Source organism: Pseudundibacterium arcticum, from assembly GCF_042646465.1.
Taxonomy (GTDB): domain Bacteria; phylum Pseudomonadota; class Gammaproteobacteria; order Burkholderiales; family Burkholderiaceae_D; genus Undibacterium_A; species Undibacterium_A arcticum.
This window is the reverse complement of the sequence record NZ_JBHRTP010000015.1, coordinates 1-17,605: the sequence shown is the minus strand read 5'-3', so window position 1 is coordinate 17,605 and position 17,605 is coordinate 1. Positions and strand designations below refer to the sequence as shown.

The following is a 17,605-nucleotide window of genomic DNA, read 5'->3' as shown; positions in this document are numbered from 1 at the left end:
TCGTGAGTTATCCGACCTGACAGCCGTGCTCAGGCCGTCATCTGGGTTTGCAGATAGTTTTGCAGGCCGACTTTTTCGATCAGATCGATTTGCGTCTGGAGCCAGTCGATATGTTGCTCGGTGTCTTCCAGGATCAGATTGAACAGGTCGCGCGACACATAGTCGGCCGCCAGTTCGCTCGCTGCGATGCCTTCCTTGACGGTTTTTTGCGCCTCAATTTCCAGCTTCAGATCGCAATGCAGCATTTCTTCGGTCGATTCGCCGATCATCAGCTTGTGCAGCGCCTGCAGGTTCGGTAGGCCATCCAGCATCAGGATGCGGTCGATCAGCCGGTCGGCATGCTTCATCTCGCCGATCGATTCGTCATACTCTTTCTTCGCCAGTTTTTCCAGGCCCCAGTGCCTGTACATCCGCGCATGCAAAAAATACTGGTTGATCGCCGACAGTTCGTTGGTCAGCTGCGCATTGAGCAGCTTGATGATGGCTTTGTCACCCTTCATTGCGGTCTCCCGGTGGTGGTCGATTGAGAATAGTGCTGCTGGCGCTGTGGTAAGGCCGTACTGTGGTGATGCAATACCGCGGTGAGGCTGGCGGATCGTTGTGTGTTGGTCATCATAGCGCAGGCGCTGGCTTTTGCCATTAACATCGGCGCATTTTGCTGGCGCAAATCATTTGCAGCTGTTTCGCCAGGCAGCGGTCGAGCGCCGCATCGGGTGCAATTCTATCGGCTGCAATCCTTATAGCGACCACATGAACCAGACGCTGGCCAGCAGCGCGCCGGCGCTGGTCAGCACCGCGATGCTGCGGACCGTGTGCAGCTGGGTCCACAGCAGCAGGCCGGTCAGCGACAGCAGCATCAGGCTGGCCGCGATGCTGTCCGACAGCAGCACCCAAAACGCGCCGACGCCGGTCGACATGTGGAGCCGGGTCAGGGTGCCGATCGGCGTGGCGTCGTTGTGATCGAGTTTGAGGCTGCGGTTGCCGACGAAATATTCGGCGCTGACGCTGCGCTGCGGGCTGCTCAGGTTGACGCTCCAGCGCTCCGGTTGCAGCACCTCCTGGTCGGCCCACAGCACGGTTTTGGCCGGCTGCGTCTTGATGCTCGGCGCTTGTTGCGGCGTCCATTGCAACTCGGCCTGCAGCCAGTCCGCCATCTGTTGCGGCGAGTCGAAGCCGTGCGCCGGCAGCGCCAATTGCACGGTTTGTTGCACGCTTTTCTCGATCGGGATTTTCAATACCGAACGATGGTTCAGCAAGATCCCGGTGGCGCCGAACAGCAGGCCCAGCAACGCGCCCCACAAGCCGATATACAGATGGGTTTTGCGCAGCCAGCCAAGGAACACGGCGCGCTTGCTGCGGCTGCGCTTGGGCGCGCTCAGGCTCGATGTTGCCGGTAGCGGCGAGCGCGGATCGGTGCTGAGTTCGCGCAGGATGGCTCGGTCGGTTCTGGAATTCATGGTGAGTATAAGTATCTAGCGTCCGATTTGCATGCGGATTGCGGTGATTGATTGATGAGTATATTTTTCGATGCGTAACAACGAATGGCAGCCGGTCACAGTTCCGACCACATCCGCAACAGGTTGTGATAACTGCCGGTCAGTTGCAGCAGCGCACGCGCATCCGCATGGTCCTGGTGCAGGCGCTGGATCGCGCTGTCGAGGTCGAACAGCAGGGTGCGCTGGGCATCGTCGCGGATCATGCTTTGGACCCAGAAGAACGAGGCCAGCCGCGCGCCGCGGGTGACGGCGCTGACCCGATGTAGGCTGGCCGCCGGGTAGACGACCAGGTGCCCGGCCGGCAGCTTGACCGACTGCATGCCGTAGGTGTCCTCGATCAGCAGTTCACCGCCGTCGTACTCGTCCGGCTCGGACAGAAACAGCGTGGCCGAGACATCGGTGCGGATCTTGTGGCGACTGCCCGGCATCAGGCGCAGCGCATTGTCGATGTGCTCGCCAAACTGCTGGCCGCCGTCATAGCGGTTGAACAGCGGCGGATAGACGTGCAGCGGCAGCACCGCGCTGATGAAGAGCGGATGACGCTCCAGTGCCGCCACGATCAAGTCGCCCAAGGCCAGCGCGGCCGGTGACCCTTCCAGCAATTGCCGGTTGTGTTTGACGCGGCTGCCTTGAAAACCGGCGGTGGCGCGACCGTCGATCCAGTCGGCGGCATCGAGCTGGCTGCGGCAGTGGCGCACTTGTTCGGCGCTCAGGAGGTCGGGAATGGTGAGGAGCATGGCGGCAAATAATATCAGTTGGGACTGACGCAAAATGCGTCGGAAGTAGGGTGCGCCGTGCGCACCGATGAGGCCGTCATCATCGTCGACGATGCATGGTGCGCACGGCGCACCCTACAACTAATTGGTCAGAACCGATACGCGACCGACACGATCGCGGTCCGCCCTTTGACCGGTGTCGCGCGCCCGGCCGAGGCGGTCTCGAAATATTGCCGGTCCGTCAGGTTCTGCAGATTGAGCCGGATGTCGTAGCTTTTCTGTTTGTAGGCCAAGGTGGCGTCGATCCGCGTATAGCCGTCGATCTGCGCGCTCTCGAAGTTGTTGACGGTGCGATCGGCGCTGTACACCAGTCCGCCGCCGGCTTCCCAGTGGTCCAGGAAGCTGTAGGTGCTCCAGAGCGACGCACTGTGGCGCGGCGTATTCGCCAGGGTCTTGCCTTGCGCATACAGATAGGGGCTGGCGGCGGTGCCGGCGCCGGTCCGGTCCTGCGATGCGATTATCTTGCCGTCGAGCAGGGTATAGCCGGCCATCAATTGCCAGGCCGGCGTGATGCGGCCGACCACGCCCAGTTCCAGCCCGCGCACCCGGATGTCGCCATCGAGGCTGACGATGGCAGTCAGCGGGTCGGTGGTGCGGGCATTGCTTTTTTCGACATCGAACAGGGCCGAGTTGAAAGACAGGTTGCCGTCCAGGAAATCGAGCTTGGCACCGATTTCGACCGAGCGGTTCTTCTCCGGTTTCAAACCGGCGGTCGTGGTCGACAGCGTGATCGCTTCGCTCGACGGATTGAACGAGGTGCCGTAGGACAGGTAGTAGGACTGGGTCTCGCTCGGCTGCCAGATCACGCCGGCGCGGATGCTCAGCATGCGGTCGGTGCGGCCGAGCTGCGTGTTCACGTTGCCGGCATAAGTCAGTGCGTGATAATCGGCTTTGATGCGGTCCCAGCGCACGCCGCCGACCAGTTTCCATTGCTGGTTCAAGTCGATCTGGTCGTTCAGGTAGAGCGCGAAAGTATCGCCCGTGGTGTCGGTGGCGGTGCTCGCGCTGCGCACTGCCGTGGCCGGTTTCGGGCCAACCACAGGATGGCCCAGATTGACGCTGCCGAGTCCGCTCCAGGCGTAATTGTCGGCATGGTCGGTATCGCGCCCCAATTCAAAGCCGGTGATGACGGTGTTCAGCATGCCACCCAGTTGCGACTTGATCACCAGATCGGTCTGGTTGAACAGCGACTTGTCGTTGATCACGCGGTCCCGGGTGTCGAACGGCGACGCGATCAGGTCGAGCGGCGTGGCCTGGGTCGGCGTGCCGCCGACCATGGTTGCGGCTTTCAATGGCGTCGGCGAGGCCTGGGTCCGGCTCTGCGCGTATTGGGTGCGGTTGGTCAGCGTCACGTCCGCGCTGAACTTGTGGCGAATGCTGGCGTTGAAAATATTGGCGTCCTGCCGGTACTGGTCGTCGGTGAAGCCATAGAAGCGATTGCGCGGCGCGTTGATCGGTTTGCTGACCGTGCCGGGCCCGCTATTGAGCAAGGGGAACCCATAATCGGGCAGGTCGTCGTTGCGCAAGATCAGCGCCGACAGGGTGACCTCGGTCGGGCTGCCGATGCCGAAGCGCAAGGACGGCGCAATGCCAACATGCTGCAACCGCGTGACGTCGCGGGTCGACTTGGCGTCGGCAGCCAGTGCCTCGATGCTGAACGCCGACGTCTCGGACAGCGGGTGATTCACATCCACGGTGGCGCGATAGTAGCTGTCGGTGCCGACGCTGGCGGTCGCTTCGGCGCTGGCCTTCAGGTTCGGCTTCTTGCTGACCTGGTTGATCACGCCACCGGTCGAGCCGCGCCCGAACAACATCGACGACGGCCCCTTCAGCACCTCAACCGCCTCCAGGAAGAAGGTGTCGCGCGTGTATTGCCCGCGGTCGCGGAAGCCATCGATGAACATGTCAGTGCGCGCCGAAAAGCCGCGCAGATTGATATTGTCGCCGATCTGGCCGCCTTCGCCGGCCGAAATCGTAATGCCCGGCACGTTGCGCAGCGCCTCGACCATCGAGGTGGCGGCCTGCGATTCCAGCACGGCCCGGTTGATCACGGTGAGCGATTGCGGGATGTCGCGCAGCAGGGTCTCTTGCTTGCCGCCGATGCCGCTTTTCATTGCGGCAAAGCCATCTTTTTTCGCGCTATCATGCACCGTTATTTCAGACAGCACGGCGTCGGCGGGCTGAGTGTCGGACAGCGCGGGCAGGGAATTGGGCGTGCCTTGCGCCAATGCCAGAGGTGCGGAAAATGCAGCGAGCAGCGCAGCTGCCACCGGGGTGAGACGACGGTTCATCGATAAATCCTTGTGCGGTCAGGGTGGTCGCGTGCAGCGTGACGCTGCGCACTGAGGTGGCTGGCTGACCGGATCGGATGTTCCGCTTGGCTGGCTGAAATAAAGAGAAAAGCAGAGAAAGCTTAGCGACAACGCGGTGATTTGCCCGCTGCTGCCGACCATGTTTTACACAGGTGCAAATGTAAATGAGAATGATTGCTATTGTCAATTGAAAGATGGCTTGATGGCCGACCGGCAGCGTGTGTCATGTTGCCGGTCGTGCATAGTTGCTTGTATATACTCCATCAGCCACTGCCATTGTCCGCGCATAATTAAATTAAAATATTGAAATACTCCCGTAGTTTTTGGATATTTGAAATTTGAAAACCATGACCGATCGGAACAACATGCTCCACAGCCGAAAACGCAGTTCCACTTCAATCCTGATCACCGGCTTGCTGGCCGCCGTATTCGCGCTGTCGGCCAACCTCGCCGCTGCGCTGGCGTTGCCGAAAGGCGTGACCCAGGGACCGTCGGTCGAGGGCATCACCGAATACCGGCTGGCCAATGGACTCAAGGTCCTGCTGCTGCCGGACGCCTCGAAGCCGACCGTGACCGTCAACGTCACCTACCTGGTCGGCTCGCGTTTCGAAAATTATGGCGAAACCGGGATGGCGCATCTGCTCGAGCATCTGATGTTCAAGGGCGCGCCGAAATACACCAGCATCCCGCAGGAATTTGCCAAGCGCGGCATGACGTTCAACGGCACCACCTCGCTCGATCGCACCAACTACTACGAATTCTTCCAGGCCGGCGACGACAACCTGAAATGGGCGATCGAGATGGAGGCCGGGCGCATGGTGCATTCCTTCATCGCGAAGAAGGATCTCGATTCCGAAATGACGGTGGTGCGCAACGAGTACGAGAAGGGTGAAAACTCGCCCTTCAGCGTGATGCAGAAACGGATGCAAAGCGTGGCCTTCGACTGGCACAGCTATGGCAAGCCGACCATCGGCAATCGCAGCGACATCGAGAACGTCAAGATCGAGAACCTGCAGGCGTTCTACCGGATGTACTACCAGCCCGACAACGCAGTGCTGCTGGTCGCCGGCAAGTTCGATCCGGTGCTGACCCTGCAATGGATCGAACGCGCGTTCGGCCCGATCGCCAAGCCCAAGCGCCGACTGCCGCCGCTGTGGACGGTCGAGCCGACCCAGGACGGCGAGCGCGGTTTCACGGTGCGCCGCAAGGGCGACCTGCAGATCATCGAGGTCGCGTACAAGGTGCCGAGCGGGCTGCATCCGGACTCCGATGCGCTGTCGTTTGCCGCCGACATCCTGACCGACACCCCGAACGGCCGGCTGCACAAGCAACTGGTCGAGAGCGGCAAGGCGGTCCAGGTGTTCAGTCAGTCGATCGGTGCCTTTGCGCCGGGCCTGCAGGTGATCGGCGCCGTCGTCAAGAGCGGCGAGCCGATCGAGCCGGTGCGCGACGCACTGATTGCCGCGATCGAGGATTTCAAGAATACGCCGCCGACCAAGGAAGAGATCGAGCGGGTACGGCGCGATTATGCGAACCAGATCGAAAAGATGTTGAACGATCACCGCCAGGCCGGCGTCGCTCTGTCGGAGGCGATCGCGCTGGGCGACTGGCGCCTGCTATTCCTGAGCCGCGACCTGCAGCAAAAGGTCACGTCGGCGCAGGTGGCCGCGGCGGCCGGGCTTTATTTCAAGCGCGACAACCGCACCGTCGGCCTGTTTCAGCCGGAAGACCAGCCGCAGCGCGTGACGGTGCCGACCGCCCCTGGCGCCGCCGAATTGCTGAAGGATTATCAGCCGAAACAGCAGGTCGCCAGCAGCGAAGCGTTTGACCCGAGCCAGGCCAATATCGACGCCCGGACCCAACATGCCAAGATCGGCGGCCTGGAACTGGCGCTGCTGCCGAAGCAGAATCGTGGCGAAACGGTAGCGGTCGCGCTGCGCCTGCACTGGGGCGATGAGAAGAGCCTGTTCGGCAAGCAGACGGTGGCGAGCATCACCGACGACATGCTGATGCGCGGCAACAGTAAATTCAGCCGTGAACAGCTGGCCGACGAGTTCGCCAAGCTGAAGCTCAGCGGCAGTCCATACCGCTTTGAAACCACCCGCGCCAACCTGCCGGCCGCGCTGCGACTGGTGGCACAGGTGCTGCAGCAGCCGAGTTTTCCGCCGGCCGAGTTCGAGCAGTTGCGCAAGCAGACCCTGGTCGGCATCGAGTCGCAGCGCAATGAACCGGAGACGCAGGCATCGATGGCGATCGGCGAGCATTTCAACCACTATCCGAAGGGCGACTGGCGCGCTTTTCAGTCGCTCGATGAATCGATCGCCGAGCTCGGCAAGCTGACGCTGGATGACGTCAAGGCCTTCCATAAAGACTTCTATGGTGCGTCGAAGGGCGAGCTGGCGATCGTCGGCGATTTCGATCCGGCCGAGATCAGCAAGATAGTCGAGCAGAGCTTCGGCAACTGGCGCAGTGCGGCGGGCTACACCCGCGTTCCGGAAAGCTATGCCGACATCGCGCCGATGCGCAAGAACATCAATACGCCGGACAAGGAAAATGGCGTCTATACCGCACGCGTGAACCTAGATCTGCGCGACGACGATGCCGATTACCCGGCCTTGCTGGTCGCCAATTACCTGATCGGCGGTGGCGCCGGCATGGATTCACGGCTGATGCAGCGCATCCGTCAGAAGGACGGGCTGTCGTATGGTGTCGGCTCGTCACTGCGGGCCGGCTCGATCGACCGCAACGGCAGTTTTGCGATCCAGGCGATCGCCGCGCCGCGGAATCTGGCCAAGGTCGATACGGCGGTGCAGGAAGAACTGGCGCGCCTGCTGAAGGATGGCTTCAGCGCCGAGGAACTGGCGCGCGCCAAATCGGGCATCCTGCAACAGCGCCTGCAGACCCGCGCGCAGGACGGCAGCCTGGCGAGCGCGTGGGTCAGCAACCTGTATCTGGACCGTACTTTTGCTTGGAGCAAGGCGCTGGAAGACAAGATCGCCGCGCTCAATGTCGAACGGGTCAATGCCGCGCTGCGCAAGGCGCTCGACCCGGCCAGAATGACGGTGGTGATCGCCGGCGACGAGGCCAAGATGAAAGCGGCGGCCATGCCGGCGAACAAAATCCGAGTCATTACAGCGAACAAAATCCGAGTCATTACAGCGAACAAAATCTGAGTCATTACAGCGAACAAAATCTGAGTCATTACAGCGAACAAAATCTGAGTCATTGCTGAAGTGAACAAAATCCGAGTCATTCCAGCGAACGCTGGAATCCAGTGTCGTTCGTGGTGCACCGCTAGCGCTTGATATACGCAAAAAACACGCCGTTGTAAGACCAAGCGAAAGGCAAGATGCGTCTCGGCGCGGCGGGTTTTTTTAATTATCGAGCGTGAACTTGATCGGCACGATCGCATACACCGCGACCGGATTGCCATTGTCGCGATGGGGTTTGAACAGCGCGCGCAGCACCGCCTGCCGGCCGGCTTCGTCCAGTCGCGCCGAACCCGACGACTGTTGCACCGTCGCCTGCTCAGGATGCCCTTGCGCATTGATCAGCACGCACAGCAGCACTTTCCCGGTTTCGCCATTGCGCCGTGACAGCGCCGGATATTCGGGTTTCGGCGCACGAATGTATTCGACGCCGGACGAGATCATCCTCGGCGCCGCCGTTTCTGGCGCGATGACCGGCGCCGGCGACGGGTTTGCGGTTGCCAGCGTCAGGCTGGGCGCAGGGTCTGCGATCGATGGCGGATCCGATGGCGCCGCACGACTGGTGTCGGGTTCGGCCAGCTGAGGCCGGACGACAGGCAGGGGCGGCTTCGACTGCGGGCTGGTTTTCTGCAGCGCGACCGTCTCGACGGCCGGTTGCTGCGGCGCACTGGCCGGCAGGATGAAACTGACCATGACGGCTTGCGGCAGCGCGACTTGCACCGACTGCTTCAGCAGGCCATTGTGCACGGCGTAAAACAATCCGAGATGCAACACGATGATCAAGGCCAGCGGCCAGAACCGGCGCGGCTTGTGCCCGCTCAGCCATGGCGCAGCTGGTATCGGGGGAGTGCGCCCGACTAAGGGGGCAGCCGCCATTTCAGGCGGCGAGCGGGGTGCGGCGGAAGCTAACTTCGCGCACGTCCTGCTGAGCGGCACGCTGTACCGAGCGTTGCGCTTGGATATGGTCCTGCAACACCTGTTTGGCACAGTCGGCGCACTGGCCGCAACAAGTCGCGACACCCAGATCGTTGCTCAGCTCGGACATCGAACTGACGCCCAGATCGACCGCCTGCCGGATTTCGCGATCGGATACGTTGTTGCAAATACAGACAATCATCGATGCACCTTGCTCAATGGTGTGAACAGTTTGATTTGGCAGTTGTCGGCGACGCCGCTGTTACCGGCCCACTTTCTTGCCGCGATTCCCGCTGGTGCGATGCGTTGCCAGCAAGATTAATAGGAATCGTTCTCATTAAGGTTTGTATTCTCCGGCATTTGCGGGACTTTTGCAAGCGTCTGCGAAATTCTTGTTTTGTGGGTGGTTTTCACGCCGCTGCCACTTGATCGACGGTAATAAAATCCGTCGAATATCGGGGGCAACCGAGGCGGCATGCGCTCAGGAGCAAAGTTTGTCGGACTTGTCTTAACATTGGAATTCAGCGGAATCGCGACGCGGCTCAACTTTGGAGGGAGCCCATACATGCAGAGTTAGAGTGAATCGCCGCGAATCTTCGCACTCAATTTAGCTTTCCCGAGATTGTGGCAAAAGAAAAATCTTCCAAGTAAATATCGTAGTGGCCTTGCATACGACTAAAACTTTCCTTCCGTTTTTTGTCTTCAACTGTGACATTCACTATTTTATTCGTGACTAGATTCACCGAAGATTTGGATTCATCGTCACTTCCGATGGTGCCTTGTGTATGGACAGTGCCAATTAGCTTCAGTCTGCCTTGAATAATTTTGAACTGGTATCGTGTTCCCTCAAATTCTGTGTAACCGACGGAACTATCATTCAAAAATATCGAACCTTTCTCAATTGACGTGTAAATAAGGCGCCGCATATGCGCGGCCCATGTATCAGATTGCGAAAACAAGGCGAAGGTACCGTCCGCCCTACCAGCAAGAACGACAAGTCGTTCGTATGATCCGTTTTCTCCCAGTTCGGAGAGAATGAAGCATATGTCCTTAATACCATCATTGTTCAGATCGCCGAAACTGACATCCGAGATGCGTTTCAATTCAACGTTGGGATATTTTGCAGTTAAGATTTTCAATGCTTCGCTTGGCAAATCTGCCGCGAAGCAACTGCTACTCAGTGTGAGAGCTGCAAGTAAGAGGCGAGTGAAGAGTTGGGGCATATGCTAGTGCTAACTGTTTAGTTATACGGACACGCCTGTCCGGTATACACGGAAGGGTGTCCAATAAATGCCGCGGGCCACCCACCGGAAGCCCGCATCGCGTCTCGTTTTCTGCAAACTTGCCAAGTTATACGGGACCATAAAAAAACCGTGAAATAGGTCCGACACTCAGCGCCCGTTACAGTGTAGAAGGCGCTCCGCATAATGTCCATATTGCAACGTCATGTTCCCGGCGTATTCCGTAGCGCCAACGGACTCAATTGCGGGGCCGCGATTTCCGGCAGACGTTAACACTATTCGACAGACTTATTGCTGGCGATCATACCAAGCGCTTGATGGAGTAGCAATCAACGCGATTCCAGCTTGCAAATAGTAATAATTCGCATTACCATTCAACCGAACCCATTTTTATGGAATCTCGGTACCATGACCTCCGCCCGGCAAGTTCCGCACACCATCACACTCGACACTCTTGCGATTGGCAAGAGCGGCACGGTTACCTTGCTGACGCCGCATCACCAGCACATGAAGGAAAGCGGTGTGGACCTATCGCGCCGCCTGATGGAACTGGGATTCGTGCCGGGTGAGCGGATTCGCATGCTCAAGCGCGGCATGCCGGGTGGCGAGCCGCTGGCAGTCAAGGTCGGCAATTCGACCTTCGCGCTGCGCCGCTTCGAGGCTGCGCTGATATCGGTGCAGCCGGACTGATCATGGCGGCGATTCCTGGCAAGTTGCAGACGCCGTTGGTGGCGCTGGTCGGCAATCCGAACTGCGGCAAGACCGCGCTGTTCAATCGCTTGACCGGCGCGCGCCAGAAGGTTGCCAACTACGCCGGCGTCACGATCGAGCGCAAGGAAGGCAGCTTTACCACGCCGACCGGCCGCGCCTGGCGCCTGCTTGACCTGCCCGGCGCGTACAGCCTGTCCGCCACCACTCCCGATGAAGCGATCACGCGCGATGTCGTGGCCGGGGTGCGCGTCGGCGAGACCGTGCCCGACAGCATCGTGTGCGTGGTCGATGCCACCAACCTGCGGCTGAACCTGCGACTGGTACTGGAAATCAAGCGGCTCGGTCTGCCGATGGTGCTGGCGCTGAACATGGTCGACGTCGCCAAGCGCCGCAACATCGTGATCGATACCGACAAACTGGCGCAGGAACTGGGCATGCCGGTGGTCGAAACCGTGGCCGTGCGCAGCGGCGGCGAGACGGCACTGGTCCAGGCGCTCGACGCGCTGCCTCACCCTTCCTCTGCGCCTGCCGTCGCCCGCTCGCTGGCGGCGATCGACGCGGTGTCGGTGCAGGACACCCAGCGCGAAGTGCGCCGCATCCTGTCGGTCTGCACCAGCGACATCGGCGATACCGGCAACCTGACCGAGAAGATCGACCATGTCGTGCTGCATCCGGTCTTTGGTCCGATCCTGCTGGCGATCCTGATGTTCTTCGTGTTCCAGGCCGTGTTTAGCTGGGCCAACACGCCGATGGACCTGATCAAGGGCGGCGTCGACGGCGTCGGCCAGCTGATCCGCACGCACATGGACGACGGCCTGCTGCGCAGCTTGCTGGTGGAAGGCATCCTGGGCGGCGTCGGCAGCGTGCTGGTGTTCCTGCCGCAAATCCTGATCCTGTTCTTCTTCATCCTGTTTCTGGAAGACTGCGGCTATCTGCCGCGTGCGGCCTTCCTGCTCGACCGCCTGATGGGCGGCGTCGGCCTGTCGGGCCGCGCCTTCATTCCGCTGCTGTCGAGCTTCGCCTGCGCGATTCCCGGCATCATGGCGGCCCGCACCATCCAGAATCCGCGCGACCGGCTGGTCACGATCATGATCGCGCCTTTGATGACGTGCTCGGCGCGGCTGCCGGTATACGCCCTGATCATCGCCGCCTTCATCCCGAGTCGCACCGTCGGCGCCGTCTTCAATCTGCAAGGGCTGGTGCTGTTCGTGCTGTACGTGGCCGGCATCGCCGCCGCGATGCTGGTGGCCTACGTGATGAAGCGCAGCATGAGCGCCAGCCGGCATCAGCCGCTGATGCTGGAGCTGCCGAGTTATCACTGGCCGCATGCGCGCAATCTGGTGCTGGGGCTGTGGGAGCGCGCCAAGATTTTCCTGACCCGGGTCGGTACCATCATCCTGACCCTGATGATCTTGCTGTGGTTCCTGTCGACCTTCCCGGCGCCGCCTGCCAACGCCGACCATCCTGCGATCTACTACAGCCTGGCCGGGATGCTGGGACGGGCGCTGGAGGTGGTGTTCGCGCCGATCGGTTTCGGCTGGCAGATCTGCATCGCGCTGGTGCCCGGCATGGCGGCGCGCGAAGTCGCGGTCGGCGCGCTCGGCACCGTGTATGCGCTGTCGCAGACCGGCGAAGCACTGGCCAGTTCGCTGACGCCGCTGATCGCGCAGTCATGGAGTCTGGCCACCGCGTTGTCGCTGCTGGCCTGGTATGTGTTTGCGCCGCAATGCCTGTCGACCCTGAGCGTGGTCAAGCGCGAGACCAACAGCTGGCGCTATCCGCTGCTGATGGCGGGCTACATGTTTGCGCTGGCCTACGGCGCGTCGTTCGCAACTTATCGCATCGCTCTCTTCCTGACCGGGGCCTGACATGCTGCAGCAACTGATCGTGTTTACCATCGTCGCATCCGCCGCGCTGTACGCGGCATGGAAGTGGGCGCCCGCGACCTTGCGGATCCGCGCCGTCAACCGGTTGGCACATCATCTGGGGGCGTTGGGTTTGAGCGCGGTGGCCGGCTGGCTCAGGCAGAAATCGAATAACGACGCCGCCTGTGGCGACGGCGGCTGTTCCAGCTGCGGTTCCTGCGGCAGTGCAGATTCGGCCAACGTCACCGCCAATGTCAACGGCAGCGGCGACGCCGCACCGCAAGTCATCAAGCTGCATTTCCGGCAAACTCCCCGCGCCTGACCGCATTGCATTTCGGCATGACGTTCGGTTACGCCGATGTGCGGCGCACCGGGCGATTCCTGTGCCGGCTTATGCGGTCAGGATCAGCTTGTTCAAACTCGTCATTCGCAACCGATAAATGCGGCCTTCATGGTCGATCTCGACCTCGCGCGCCTGCTGGAACAACTCCTGACTACTGATACGGTGCAGCGGCGCTGGCCGAGATGGCGCCGGATTGCCGAGCGGCGGGTTGGGGGCGAGCGGTGGAGATTTGGACATGGGGTCAATATGCAGTTTGAATGATAATAATTCGCATTTGCATTATTGGTCAAGTGACGCCGGATGGCAAGCTTTTTGCCGGAATGATATGACCAGCAGCCGACCTTCGTCTGCCGTCGTCGAAAGCTAAAAAAATGGCAGTATATGTAAAGGCTCCGCAATTTATTTGCGGCAGCTGCCATTGATATGCCAGAGTATGTTGGTATGGGTCACCATCGTCCGCGGCGGCGCAAGCTACCCAATCGGATGGAACGATTCAGCCTGCGCGATCGACGTGTTGTCAACGTGGCCCCGGCGCCGCTGCCGTCGGATGCGGGCTGGTCACGCGCGATGGCGTGTTAAGCGACTGGCAGCGGGTCGGCAGTCACTGCCGACGCCGTCGTGATGATCCCGCCGCCCAGGCACACCTCGCCATCGTACAAGACCGCCGATTGCCCCGGCGTCACCGCCCACTGCGGGGTATCGAATTCGAGCATGAAGTCGTCCACAAATCCGCCGCCACCCTGCGTCAGGTGGCGACAGGCGATATCGGCCTGGCGATAGCGCGTCTTGGCCGACAATGCGGTCTGGCTCGGCGCATGGCCGGCGACCCAGCTGACCTGGCCGGCCGCCAGCGAGGACGACAGCAACCATGGATGTTCGTGGCCCTGCACGATGTACAGCGTATTGGCGGCGATGTCTTTCCTGGCGACATACCAGGCGTCGCTGCTGCCATCGGCGTTCTGGTGCGACTTGACGCCGCCGATGCCGATGCCCTTGCGCTGGCCCAGCGTGTAGAAACTCAGGCCGACATGTTCGCCCACGGTCTTGCCGTCGGCGGTCTTGATCGGGCCCGGCTGGTAGGACAGATAGCGGTTCAGAAATTCGCGGAACGGCCGTTCGCCGATGAAGCAGATGCCGGTCGAATCCTTCTTTTTCGCGTTCGGCAGGCCGATCTGCTCGGCGATCTTGCGCACTTCCGTCTTCTGGATCTCGCCCAGCGGAAACAGGGTCTTCGACAACTGCGCCTGGTTCAGCCGATGCAGGAAGTAGCTCTGATCCTTGCTATGGTCCAGCGCCTTCAACAATTCAACCTTGCCGTCTTGGGCCTGGCGCACCCGCGCATAGTGGCCGGTCGCGATCAGGTCGGCGCCCAGCAGCATCGCATGGTCGAGGAAGGCCTTGAACTTGATCTCGGCATTGCACAACACGTCCGGATTGGGGGTGCGGCCGGCCTGGTATTCGCGCAGGAATTCCGCGAACACGCGATCCTTGTATTCGGCAGCGAAATTGACGGCCTCGATGTCGACCCCGACCACGTCGGCGACGCTGACGGCATCGATCCAGTCTTGCCGGGTCGAACAATATTCGGAATCGTCGTCGTCTTCCCAGTTCTTCATGAACAGGCCGATCACTTCGTAGCCTTGTTCCTTCAGCAACCACGCCGACACCGACGAATCGACGCCGCCCGACATGCCGATCACGACTTTTTTCTTAGCCATGGGTGTTTCCTGACGGCGCAAGATGACTGGTCGCCACCGGCGTTGCCATCGGCACCACCGCCAGCACGGCCGGATCGGTCGACAGCAGTGACAGCGGCGCCCGCTTGCCCTGCAGATAATCGTCGACACACTGCATCACCACCGGACTGCGATGGCGCTCGCGGCAGGCCTGCATCTGATCGTAGGACATCCAGACGCTGCGCACGATGCCGTGGTCGAGCGGCAGGTCATGCTCGGTGCCGGCCACGCCGCAGAAGGTGAACCGCAAATAAGTGACGTCGCGCCCGGTACGGGGCGAGATATAGCGCGACATATACATGCCGACCAGCGCCGTCGGTGTGAAGTCGTGTGCGGTTTCTTCCAGCGTTTCGCGCACCACCGCCTGCTGCAGCGATTCGTTCGGATCGAGATGGCCGGCCGGCTGGTTGAAGCGCAGGCCGTCGCTGGTCTCTTCTTCGACCAGCAAGAACAAGCCGTCGCGCTCGATGACGGCGGCGACGGTGACGGATGGTTTCCAGGTATTAGGCATAAGCGTTAGGCATGCGTATCAGGCATTTTGGTGAGGCAGAATTGCTAGGAGACTGTCGGACTTACGGAATCGAAGCGAGAACACGCTGAGCGAGGACAGATTTTGCCGGATTTGCAGCGTCAATAGCGAGCTATTGACCAAAAAGCCGGTGAAATATGGACCGGTCAGGTAATTTTGCAGCCGATTCTCCGTAAGTCCGACAGACTCCTAGGCGTACTTTCCATGTAGTCCGCCATTTTACCGTGCCGACCCGCGCTTGTAATGCCACGGTAATCTTTGATAACAACAATACATCAGCGCAATGCATATGCGGTCGCAGCATATGGATATGCAAACTGAGTATAGAAATATCAGTTATGTTGCATGCAGTACATGCGGAATCAACAATTTTCCGTGTAAGATTTCCGTCAGAATTATTAACCATGGAGAACTCTATGAGAATCGGCATTCCCGCCGAGACGCGGTCGGGAGAGACGCGCGTGGCCGCAACACCAGAAACTGTCAAAAAGTTAATTTCCGGCAAGCATCAGGTGATCGTGCAGTCCGGCGCCGGCGTCGCTGCCAGCGTCATCGATGACGCCTATCTGGCCGCCGGTGCATTAATCGGCAGTGCGGCCGACGCTTTTGGCTGCGAGTTGGTGCTGAAAGTGCGCGCGCCGTCGTCTGAAGAGCGGGCGCTGATGAAATCCGGCACGGTGGTGGTGGGCATGCTGAACCAGTTCGACGCCGACAACACCGCGGCGATGGCGGCCCATGGGCTGACCGCGTTTGCGCTGGAAGCGGCGCCGCGCATTACCCGCGCGCAATCGATGGACGTGCTGTCGTCGCAGGCCAATATCGCCGGCTACAAGGCGGTGCTGCTGGCGGCCAATACCTATCAGCGCTTCATACCGATGCTGATGACCGCCGCCGGTACCGTCAAGGCGGCGCGGGTGCTGATCATGGGCGTCGGCGTGGCCGGTCTGCAGGCGATCGCGACCGCCAAGCGACTCGGCGCGGTGATCGAGGCGTCCGACGTGCGCCCGCCGGTCAAGGAGCAGGTCGAGTCGCTCGGCGCCAAGTTCATCGATGTGCCGTTCCTGACCGATGAAGAAAAGGAAATCGCGCAAGGCATCGGCGGCTATGCGCGCCCGATGCCGGCCGACTGGATGCAGCGCCAGGCCGAACTGGTGCACGAACGCGCCAAACAGGCCGATATCATCATCACCACCGCGCTGATCCCGGGCCGCAAGGCGCCGATACTGATTTCCGAAGACACCGTGAAGGCCATGAAGCCGGGCTCGGTGATCGTCGACATGGCGGTCGAGCAGGGCGGCAACTGTCCGCTGTCCGAACTGGGCAAGACCGTGACCAAGTACGGCGTCCACATCATCGGCGAACCGAATCTGGCGACACTGCTGGCGGCCGACTCGTCGGCGCTGTATGCGCGTAACGTGCTCGACTTCCTGAAGCTGATCGTCAATGCCGATGGTGGTCTGGTGCTCAACCGCGACGATGAAATCGTCGCCGCCACCATGCTGTGCTCGGGCGGCGAAGTCAGCAAAAAATGAAAAAAATTGAACAAAGTTCAGCAAATTCGGCAAAATTCAATGAATTTCAGTAAATTTCAGTAAATTGGTTAGGGAAGAAACTATGCAGCGCACCATGCTTCGCGCCAAACTCCATCGCGTCACCGTCACCCAGTGCGACCTCCATTACGAAGGCTCGTGCGGGATCGACGTTAACCTGCTGGAAGCGGTGGATATCCGTGTCAACGAAAAAATCGACATCTACAACGTCAACAACGGCGCACGGTTCTCGACCTACGCGATTCCCGGCAAACGCGGCAGCGGCGAGATTTCGCTCAATGGCGCTGCCGCCCGGCTGGCACAACTGGGCGATTTGCTGATCATCTGCACCTTCGGCGCGATGGACGACAAAGAGATCGAGACCTATACCCCGAAAGTCGCTTTCGTCGATGCCGGCAACCAGATTACCAGCATGAAAAAGTGAAGCGATGCGGTGCGCCCGGCGCACCGCTGTCCGTCAATACCCAGGGCGCCTAACGTCAACAAAACGCGCCCATCACAACAAGAGAGGACATCATGGAAGTCAGTCACACCATCATCAACCTGATCATCTTCGTGCTGGCGATTTACGTCGGCTACCACGTGGTCTGGACCGTCACACCGGCACTGCACACACCGCTGATGGCGGTCACCAACGCGATTTCCGCGATCATCATCGTCGGCGCGATGCTGGCCGCCGGCTTGACGGAAGGCCGGCTCGGCCAGTTCATGGGCACGCTGGCGGTCGCGCTGGCGGCAGTCAATGTATTCGGCGGATTTTTAGTGACGCAACGCATGCTCGAAATGTTCAAGAAAAAAGCGCCGAAGGCCTTGCCGGCATCGGCAGCATCGACTTCAGCGGGAGCTAAACCATGAACATGGACTTCGTGAGCATGAACCTGGTGACGATGCTGTACCTGATCGCATCGGTCTGTTTCATCCA

The 17,605-nt window shown here is 60.4% G+C and carries 17 protein-coding genes; 8 read left to right on the top strand and 9 right to left on the bottom strand.

The features are described 5' to 3' along the window. Positions 1–29: 29 nt before the first annotated feature. The 4 genes from bfr to ACFOFO_RS05720 all read right to left on the bottom strand — a co-directional run bounded on the left by bfr (position 30) and on the right by ACFOFO_RS05720 (position 4,563). Positions 30–500, bottom strand: a complete 471-nt coding sequence (bfr, locus tag ACFOFO_RS05735) for a bacterioferritin (RefSeq protein ID WP_390322395.1) — start codon at positions 498–500, stop codon at positions 30–32. A 237-nt stretch (positions 501–737) separates the two neighbouring features. Then, positions 738–1,457: a PepSY-associated TM helix domain-containing protein gene (locus tag ACFOFO_RS05730; RefSeq protein ID WP_390331089.1), complete on the bottom strand. Its 720-nt coding sequence runs from the start codon at positions 1,455–1,457 to the stop codon at positions 738–740. Positions 1,458–1,552: 95 nt separating this feature from the next. Next, positions 1,553–2,233, bottom strand: a complete 681-nt coding sequence (locus ACFOFO_RS05725; protein ID WP_390322398.1) for a Fe2+-dependent dioxygenase — start codon at positions 2,231–2,233, stop codon at positions 1,553–1,555. Positions 2,234–2,361: 128 nt separating this feature from the next. Further along, positions 2,362–4,563: a TonB-dependent receptor gene (locus ACFOFO_RS05720; protein ID WP_390322399.1), complete on the bottom strand. Its 2,202-nt coding sequence runs from the start codon at positions 4,561–4,563 to the stop codon at positions 2,362–2,364. A 386-nt stretch (positions 4,564–4,949) separates the two neighbouring features. Between ACFOFO_RS05720 and ACFOFO_RS05715 the strand changes: the two genes are divergently transcribed. Then, the gene (locus ACFOFO_RS05715) at positions 4,950–7,757 is read left to right on the top strand and encodes a M16 family metallopeptidase (RefSeq protein WP_390322401.1); all 2,808 of its coding nucleotides are present in this window, start codon (positions 4,950–4,952) and stop codon (positions 7,755–7,757) included. Between the two features lie 201 nt (positions 7,758–7,958). On the opposite strand, the gene ACFOFO_RS05710 is transcribed toward ACFOFO_RS05715, so the two are convergent. Beyond that, on the bottom strand, positions 7,959–8,567 hold the full coding sequence (locus tag ACFOFO_RS05710) for a TonB family protein (protein WP_390327865.1): 609 nt from the start codon (positions 8,565–8,567) through the stop codon (positions 7,959–7,961). A 1-nt stretch (position 8,568) separates the two neighbouring features. Between ACFOFO_RS05710 and ACFOFO_RS26570 the strand changes: the two genes are divergently transcribed. Beyond that, on the top strand, positions 8,569–9,030 hold the full coding sequence (locus ACFOFO_RS26570; protein WP_449369365.1) for a hypothetical protein: 462 nt from the start codon (positions 8,569–8,571) through the stop codon (positions 9,028–9,030). Positions 9,031–9,310: 280 nt separating this feature from the next. Here ACFOFO_RS26570 and ACFOFO_RS05700 read toward each other — a convergent pair whose 3' ends face one another. Beyond that, the gene (locus ACFOFO_RS05700; protein ID WP_390322404.1) at positions 9,311–9,931 is read right to left on the bottom strand and encodes a hypothetical protein; all 621 of its coding nucleotides are present in this window, start codon (positions 9,929–9,931) and stop codon (positions 9,311–9,313) included. A gap of 426 nt (positions 9,932–10,357) precedes the next feature. Here ACFOFO_RS05700 and ACFOFO_RS05695 point away from each other — a divergent pair, with 426 nt between their 5' ends. From ACFOFO_RS05695 to ACFOFO_RS05685, 3 genes are read left to right on the top strand one after another with little or no spacing between them, the layout of a single operon-like run. After that, a complete protein-coding gene (locus tag ACFOFO_RS05695; protein ID WP_390322405.1) occupies positions 10,358–10,639 on the top strand; it encodes a FeoA family protein in 282 nt (93 codons plus the stop codon). 2 nt (positions 10,640–10,641) lie between these two features. Then, positions 10,642–12,528 (top strand): ferrous iron transporter B, encoded by a 1,887-nt coding sequence (feoB, locus tag ACFOFO_RS05690; protein WP_390322406.1) that lies wholly within the window; start codon positions 10,642–10,644, stop codon positions 12,526–12,528. Position 12,529: 1 nt separating this feature from the next. Next, on the top strand, positions 12,530–12,847 hold the full coding sequence (locus tag ACFOFO_RS05685; protein ID WP_390322407.1) for a DUF6587 family protein: 318 nt from the start codon (positions 12,530–12,532) through the stop codon (positions 12,845–12,847). Between the two features lie 69 nt (positions 12,848–12,916). Here ACFOFO_RS05685 and hemP read toward each other — a convergent pair whose 3' ends face one another. The 3 genes from hemP to ACFOFO_RS05670 form a co-directional block, all read right to left on the bottom strand. Further along, positions 12,917–13,105 (bottom strand): hemin uptake protein HemP, encoded by a 189-nt coding sequence (gene hemP / locus ACFOFO_RS05680; protein WP_390331088.1) that lies wholly within the window; start codon positions 13,103–13,105, stop codon positions 12,917–12,919. A 338-nt stretch (positions 13,106–13,443) separates the two neighbouring features. Next, on the bottom strand, positions 13,444–14,586 hold the full coding sequence (gene mnmA / locus ACFOFO_RS05675; protein ID WP_390322409.1) for a tRNA 2-thiouridine(34) synthase MnmA: 1,143 nt from the start codon (positions 14,584–14,586) through the stop codon (positions 13,444–13,446). Then, positions 14,579–15,115 carry an NUDIX hydrolase gene (locus ACFOFO_RS05670; protein ID WP_390322411.1) on the bottom strand — a complete coding sequence of 179 codons (537 nt, stop codon included), beginning with the start codon at positions 15,113–15,115 and terminating at the stop codon, positions 14,579–14,581. Before ACFOFO_RS05670 ends, mnmA begins: the two co-directional genes overlap by 8 nt. Before the next feature lie 434 nt (positions 15,116–15,549). On the opposite strand from ACFOFO_RS05670, the gene ACFOFO_RS05665 reads away from it, so the two are divergent. The 3 genes from ACFOFO_RS05665 to ACFOFO_RS05655 all read left to right on the top strand — a co-directional run bounded on the left by ACFOFO_RS05665 (position 15,550) and on the right by ACFOFO_RS05655 (position 17,538). Further along, a complete protein-coding gene (locus ACFOFO_RS05665) occupies positions 15,550–16,665 on the top strand; it encodes a Re/Si-specific NAD(P)(+) transhydrogenase subunit alpha (RefSeq protein ID WP_390322412.1) in 1,116 nt (371 codons plus the stop codon). Positions 16,666–16,747: 82 nt separating this feature from the next. Next, positions 16,748–17,107, top strand: a complete 360-nt coding sequence (gene panD / locus ACFOFO_RS05660) for an aspartate 1-decarboxylase (RefSeq protein WP_390331086.1) — start codon at positions 16,748–16,750, stop codon at positions 17,105–17,107. A gap of 92 nt (positions 17,108–17,199) precedes the next feature. Then, the gene (locus ACFOFO_RS05655; RefSeq protein ID WP_390322414.1) at positions 17,200–17,538 is read left to right on the top strand and encodes an NAD(P) transhydrogenase subunit alpha part 2; all 339 of its coding nucleotides are present in this window, start codon (positions 17,200–17,202) and stop codon (positions 17,536–17,538) included. Positions 17,539–17,605: the final 67 nt, after the last annotated feature.